The organism is Botrimarina colliarenosi, from assembly GCF_007859955.1.
GTDB classification, from domain to species: Bacteria; Planctomycetota; Planctomycetia; order Pirellulales; family Lacipirellulaceae; genus Botrimarina; species Botrimarina colliarenosi.
In genome coordinates this window covers 503,528-510,287 of sequence record NZ_SJPR01000001.1, presented here as the reverse complement: position 1 = coordinate 510,287, position 6,760 = coordinate 503,528, and the positions used below count along the sequence as shown (strand labels likewise).

The following is a 6,760-nucleotide window of genomic DNA, read 5'->3' as shown; positions in this document are numbered from 1 at the left end:
CAGGACCTCCTGTCGCTCGGTGGTAGGATCGGCAGCCTACGCTAGCTGCACAGATGGCTCCAGATTAGTCCGCCGGCGGGCCAAGTGTGCAGTTCGGCGAGCGGCCAAACTCGCTGAGAGTGAGGCAACCTACTTCAGCCGTCGCAACCGTGAATCACAAACAACTCGAAGGCGGAAGGGGGAGCATTTCCGTATGCACAAGCTGGTGACAGGCGTCAAACGATCTTACCGATTCGGCTCGATGTCACCCTTCCGCAACCCCTCGATTACCGATTCGATTCCAGGAAGAGCAGCGGTGTGAAGTGGCGGCCGTGGTAACGCTTTGGCGATCGGTGGAGGTAGTCCAGGTAGCGTCGGTCGGCGAGCCGGCTGGCGGCCAAGTAGAACAGCTGAGACTGCTGGTCTGACATCTCAAATCGATCGATGTTGGTTTGGCGCCATTTGTCCTGCTCGGCCACGAAAGGGGCGGCATAGTTGAGCGCTCGGGCGAGGCTGGCCCCCGTGGGCGCCTCGTACCGCCACAGGTCGATGTCCACCTCTTCTCCAAGACGCGCCAACACCGCCATCGCCGAGAGGCTGAACAGGGAATAGTGAAGCGAATTGGTTCTCTCCAATTCTTCCGGCTGGCTCCCGTCTGCCGCGATGCTTGACGCGATCCGCTGGTCCCGCGTCTCGGCGACCAACGAGCGAGCGACTTCGGTTTCTCCGATGAACAACGCGATTCGACCGGCCTGTGCCGCGAACCACGCCCCATGGTTATTGGCGGCGCGCCGTTCGTTCTGACCAAGTTCGCTCGTCAATAGCCAATTGAGGAACTCAGAGAACCACGTTCTGAGCTCGGAAAGCTCACCTTCAGTCAACTCGCCTCGGGAGTCGAGCAGCGCGACCCCGTCAAGCACGCGAATGAAATGCCTTGTGTCGAGGACACCCGGCGCTCTGCCATCGGCGACGCCGGGCACTCCTTGTGAGAAATTGAGATTCGGGTTCATCCGCGTCTTGGCGTCAAGGAACCACGTCCGGAGCAACTCGGCTGCTCGCTTTGAGTACCGATCGTCACCGAATACGTACGCGGCGATTGCGAGAGTCTCGAAGTCGTCGCAGAAGCGACCGATTGCCACGCGATCTCCTTTCTCTAGGAGAGCGTGGTTGACCTGTCCGTCGCGGCGGACGTAAGGGAGACCATTGACTGTCTTCGGATTGGGCCACCAGTAGCGGCTGTAGCTCAGGTAGTCGTGCTTATCGCCACTCGGTGGCGTGATCGATTTGTCGACGACGGAGAACGGACTGCTGTTGAGCGAGTCGTCGGCCGCTTTTCGCAAATCCTTCAGCGCCTGCCGAACCGCGCCGCCTTGCTCGTCCGGCGCCCTCCTAACCGATTCGAGTTGCGACGCCTCCCAATAGAGAGTCTTTAGAGTGTCTGCTTCCGCAGTCGATGCGTAGCGGTTGAGACCGCCGATCGACGCGACGACCACTGCGAGTCGGCAGACATAGCAGTACAGACGAGAGGGTAGCATCCGATTCTTCAATGGAGTTTAGCGAACGCGAGACGGAGCGGCTATTCGGCTACGCCGTATCGCGCCGCCGCTACGGGCAAGGGGCGGTGCACTTCTTCAATGCGATAACCGAATCCCGATCCACGCAATGAGGAGAGGTCGATACAACCGTCGCGGCGACGGTAGAGTCCGGGGTGCACTTTGGCCTCAAGGTCCGAAGCGCTTGGATAGAACTGCATCGCGTTGGTCTCGACCCCCATCAGCGTCCCGCAGTGCGCGGCAAGCAGCACGTGCGGCGCCTGTGCAATCATCGGGTTGGTCAGGTCCTGGACCATGACCGCCATGCCGTGCGCCTTCGCCCAGCAGAGGGAAAGTAGGGCGCCGGTTAGTGTCTTGCAGGTCTTCAAGGCGACGCCGGACCAACCGAGCGAACGACCCAGCCGGACGAGCTGCCAGTTGTGTGCGCTCTCGTCCAGCAGCAGCAACTTCCTCCGTGAAACCTCGCGCACGTCAATCCGGTACTCCTCGAGGTCGTAGGGGAACGGCTGCTCGATATAGAGGATACTATCGTAGATAGCGGGCTCTTCCGCCGCTAACCGATCGAGGATGGCGACCACGTACGCCGGGTCCATCACGGTGCAATTAAAATCGGCGGTCAACTGCTGGACCCCCGTCGCCTGGGCGACTCGACCGACGCTCACCAAACGATCGTAGTCCCAGGCCGCATCGGTGCCGCGGAGTTTGACCTTCAGGCACTGTAAACCGTCGCGTGCGATCCAATCACCGAGCAGGACAGGATGGCCATCAACCGGCTCGTCTCCGGTTAATTCTGCTTCGGAGATTGGATCGAGCCCGCCGACCAGGTGCCACGCCACCAACGACTGAGGACGATCGTGGACGAGATAGTCGCTAGGGAACTGCCCGTGAAAATCGACATCGACGTCGGCGTCCGCCTCGAGGTAAGCCGAGAGGTCGCGGTTCATGTAGTCGCGGTTGAGCATCTCGAAGACCGACTTCCCATGCAGTCGCCCATACGCGTCATAGAGCGCAATGTCGAACGGCGAGCAACAAACTAGCGTCGCGAGGAGAGGAAGCTGATCCTCGGAAGGGTGCTCTCTGTACTCTTGCTCGGACTCGGCCTCAAGGACCTCTTGCTGAAAAGCTTCTCCGATCTCAAGGGGATGCCCCGCCATATCAAAATCGGACCAACGGCGGGCGAGCCGCTCACAGAACCGGCGCAGACGCGTGTGCCGTACCTCGAACGCCGACATCGAGGGCCAGACCCACTGCACGCTCAACGGTGTTTCACCCCACCCCGTTGCGGTTCGGCCGGCGGCATCTTGAACCGTAATCTTGACCCGAGCGCACGTAACCGAGGTCAGTATCTCGGCGCCAAATTTTAGCGGCACTCGGGTGTCCAACGGCAAAAAATACAACTCGACCGCGACGACCCGAACATCAGTCGACTTCCGCGCAGTTACCCCCGCCAGCCCTCGCGGCTGAGGTCGTGTTTTTTGATGCCAATGGAAAGCAGACAATTCGATACTCAGAGCAGCGGTAGGCGGGGCGAAATCGACGTCGTTGCAGCGGCTTTCTCAAGAGATCTTCCACGGAGAACGTTGCTCGCGGCTAAGCAGTTTGTTCGCTTCATCGCTGCGGCCACCCTCGAAGCGTTCCACCTCCGGGTTCCACTTGAGCTTGGTCTGGAGCTTGAGCGAGATGTTGCCGAGGTGGCAGATCGAGGCACTCCGGTGCCCGACCTCGATCGGCGCGACGGGTTCTTCCCGTGACTTAACGCAGTCGAGGAAATTGCGGACGTGATCCCCGCCAGAGTGGTACTTCACCCGTTTTTGAAGCTTCTCCGGCGTCAGTTTCCGTGGGATGACTAACGCGTTCTGTCCCTGGTTGTCGATGCTCACGATGCCGTCGTCGCCGTAGAAAGCGGTACGGACTGAGGGTTCGGCGGTGACACAGTCGAGTACCGTGCCGTTCTCATACTTGCAGCGGAAGTTGAGGAACGTTGCTGCGTTGAAAAGGCTCCCCTCCGGCAGATAGTCGGCATAGACGTACTCGACTTCCTTAGGGCCGGTGAGGCTCGTTCCCAGACCCCATTGGGCGATGTCGATCGAGTGGGCGCCGAAGTTCGCAGTCTGACCGCCCGCGTAGTCGTCGATGAAGCGGAAATTGTACAGACAACGATCCTTGTGGTAGGGCGCTTCCGGCGCTGGACCGAGCCACATGTCGTAGTCGAATCCGCTCGGGATGGGCGTCGGCTCCCACCCTGGGCCGGGGCCCAGTTTGTTCTGCCGACCGATGTTACAGACGACCCGCCGCACTTTGCCGATGGCGCCGCTCTGGACCAAGTCGCAGGCGGCTTTGACGTACGGGTTCGACCGCTCGTGTGAGCCCGTCTGGAAGACACAGCGTTTGTCCCTGACGGCTTTGATCATCGCTTGCTGGCCGGCAATCGTCAGTCCTAGCGGCTTTTCGCCGTAGATGTCCTTGCCCGCCTTGGCGGCGGCGATCGCCATAACGTCGTGCCAATGGTCGGGCGAAACGATGACGACCGCATCGACGTCCTTCCGGGCCAAGACTTCGCGGAAGTCGTTGAAGGTGTCGCAACCTTTAAACTTCCCTGAACCCGACCGCTTTGCATACGTGCTTTCCACGAGCGCCTTGGCCGGTTCGCGACCCCGTACGTCCGAGGGTTCCTTGTAGTTATCGCTCCCTTTGTTCACGTCGCAGACGGCGACCACCTGGCAATCGGGCTGTGCCATAAAGAGTGTCAGATCGAGGAAACCCTGATTGCCCGTCCCGATGAATGCGACCGTGATCCGGTTGCTGGGCGCCGTCTCGCCAAAGACCGATGAAGGAACGAAGTAGGGCGCCGCCACTGCCGCAGCAGTTGCTGAGGTGCGCAGGAACCCACGCCGTGTCAGGTGAGCGGTTGCGTCGGTAGTGGGTTTGGTCATCGCGAAGTTCCTTCCCAGTCACAATGTCTTGGAATCTAGGGTTCTGTAACGCCGAAGCGAAACGGCAGTAATCGACAACGCACCCAATGCCATTGCCGTTGGCTCCGGCGAGGACACGCCATGAGATGGCGACATCACAGCCGATGCGTAGGCGCTGCTCCAAACGGTGTAGTCCGAAGAATCGACGACGCCATTACCGTCGCCGTCCGCGGCAATACCGACGCCCGATTGTCCCAGCGAGTCGCGCCACACCGAGTAGTCGGCGGCGTCCACGAGGCCGTCACCGTTGTAATCGCCCACGACAACAGCGAAGAGCTGGTCGAGCTCGGCGTCGGTGAGCGCGCTATCCAGGCTCAGCACCAGCGCATCGAGCTCGGCCATCTGCTCCCGCATCGCCAGCCGCAACTCGAGCGGCACGCCGATATTGGAGGCAGTGATCGTGAAGGTCGTGGCGTCTTTGGTCCAATCGAAAAGGCCATTGGCGGTGAGCGACTTGTTCTGCGTCGGATCGACGCCAAAACCGGTCGGCGCGTAGAAGCTGTCCGAAGAGCCGCCGAAACCACGGCCCCGGTAGTACGCCGTGTAGACGCCGGGCGTCAGGAACTCCAGGTCGTAAGTGGCAATCGTGTCGTGCAGCTTCGTGGGGAGATCGACTCGGTCGCCGTCGGGCGCGCGGAGCACCGCGCCCCCAAGGGCCTCGGCGACCGTCGCGACGGTCCAGACGGCGCCGTCGCCGTCGGGGTCGAGAATCGACGCGTAACGCTCCGCCTGCAGAGCGCACCCGGTCAGCCCGCAGCGACTGCCCCCACCGGGCGGCGTGACGTTCCCTCCCAGCCAGCTCGGCCCAACATCCGTCTTGGTGAGCGGTTTGCGGACGATCGTCGCGGTCGAGAACTCGTCTGCCCCTACATCGTACAGTCCGACGCGCGGCTGGCCGTCCATGTCGGTGGTGATCAGGCTCGAATATCCGGGCGCGGCGGCGTCGATCGAAGGGCTCGACGCCATCGGCCGGTAGAGCCCGTCGGAGCCCAAAGCGAGCATCGGGTTGGCTACCGTGACACCGGGGTTGCCCGCGACGGGTCCCAGTGACTGCCCGTAGGCGATGTTACCTTCCCAGTTCCAACCGGCGCCCTGGTTACCCTCGAATAGCGGGTCTTGGGTGCTCCAGATCAAGTTGTTGGCGATGGTGACGTTCTCGGCCAGCAGCGTGCGGCCGCTGCTCCCCAGGCCGTCATCGAAGGTGATGGCCGCGGCGTTGACATCGATGATCGTGTTATGCGCGATGACGGAATTCTTGACTTGGTAGTACGCGTTCAGCGCCGAGTTAGGGACGCCCGCCGAGATCGAGATAGCCCCCCCGCTACGCCCGTCCAGGTCGTTGAAGTAGTTGTTGACGATGGTCTGTCCCTCACCGATCACCCGCACGCCGCCGCTCCCCGAAACGCCTCCCCCCAGGAAGAAGTTGCCCTCAACGAGGGAGTTATTCCCGTGCCGCAGCGTGAGCGTCCCGGCTACGTCGCGGAAGGTGTTGTAGCGGAAGATGTTAGAGCCCGACTTGTTGGAGATGGTCTCGATCTCTCCATTGGTGCGCTCGAACACATTGTTCTCGACGACCGTGAAAGAATCACTCAGCGACTGGCTGCTATCGCCGATGCGGATCGTCTCGAAGCCGTTGCCGTTGCCGACGGGCCGGTCGCCGAAGTAATTGTTGTCGATCTGGTGATTGTCCGCCGCGGCCGTGTCGCGCCATACGGTGACCGTGACGCCCGAGTGGCTCTGGCCGCTGAAATAGTTGTGATCGACGCGGTTGGAGGCGCCGTACAGCGACACCCAGAAGTACCGCGTGTCGATGCTTGCGGGGTTGTAGTTGACGATCGCCGAGTTGGTGAGCCGCGAGTTGGTGGCGGCGCCCCTTGAGCCGCGGAACTCGACGATATTGCCCGACGCCAGTGCGCCCCCCTCGAAGTTCAGCCCGTCTGCCACCAGCCAGTCGCCCGAGATGCTCAGGGTCGAATCACCGTTGAGCGTCACCCCGCCGGGCGTTTGCGGCCGGAGCGTGATCGGTGCGCCGCTGGCGCCCGCTCCGGCAAAGCTGATTCGCTGGTTCGTCCAGATGCCGTCGGTCATGACCACGGTGTCGCCCGGCTGCGCTGCTTGCATGGCGGTGGTGATTTGGGCGGCGCTGTTGACGAGGAACTCGGCGGCACCAACGGGCATCGACAAGACGCAAGCAAACTGCAGCGCGACCGCGGCAAAGTTCGCAAACGAGGCGGCGATAATTCGGCGTGCGCGCAT

General features: G+C 61.8%; 4 protein-coding genes. All 4 read right to left on the bottom strand.

Going from position 1 to position 6,760, the window contains the following annotated elements; all coding sequences use genetic code 11:
• Positions 1-266 precede the first annotated feature (266 nt).
• The 4 genes from Pla108_RS02030 to Pla108_RS02015 all read right to left on the bottom strand — a co-directional run bounded on the left by Pla108_RS02030 (position 267) and on the right by Pla108_RS02015 (position 6,760).
• Positions 267-1,514, bottom strand: coding sequence for an alginate lyase family protein (locus Pla108_RS02030; RefSeq protein ID WP_146442248.1), 1,248 nt, complete (start codon positions 1,512-1,514; stop codon positions 267-269).
• Positions 1,515-1,555: 41 nt separating this feature from the next.
• Positions 1,556-2,785, bottom strand: a complete 1,230-nt coding sequence (locus Pla108_RS02025; protein ID WP_231934335.1) for a mandelate racemase/muconate lactonizing enzyme family protein — start codon at positions 2,783-2,785, stop codon at positions 1,556-1,558.
• 303 nt (positions 2,786-3,088) lie between these two features.
• Positions 3,089-4,465, bottom strand: coding sequence for a Gfo/Idh/MocA family protein (locus tag Pla108_RS02020; RefSeq protein WP_146444402.1), 1,377 nt, complete (start codon positions 4,463-4,465; stop codon positions 3,089-3,091).
• A gap of 18 nt (positions 4,466-4,483) precedes the next feature.
• Positions 4,484-6,760 (bottom strand): chondroitinase-B domain-containing protein, encoded by a 2,277-nt coding sequence (locus Pla108_RS02015; protein ID WP_146442242.1) that lies wholly within the window; start codon positions 6,758-6,760, stop codon positions 4,484-4,486.

Excerpts from the sequence above, each read along its gene's own strand:
- Pla108_RS02015 (WP_146442242.1), bottom strand. The coding sequence starts at position 6,760 with ATGCGCGCACGCCGAATTATCGCCGCCTCGTTTGCGAACTTTGCCGCG.
- Pla108_RS02020 (WP_146444402.1), bottom strand. The coding sequence starts at position 4,465 with ATGACCAAACCCACTACCGACGCAACCGCTCACCTGACACGGCGTGGG.
- Pla108_RS02030 (WP_146442248.1), bottom strand. The coding sequence starts at position 1,514 with ATGCTACCCTCTCGTCTGTACTGCTATGTCTGCCGACTCGCAGTGGTC.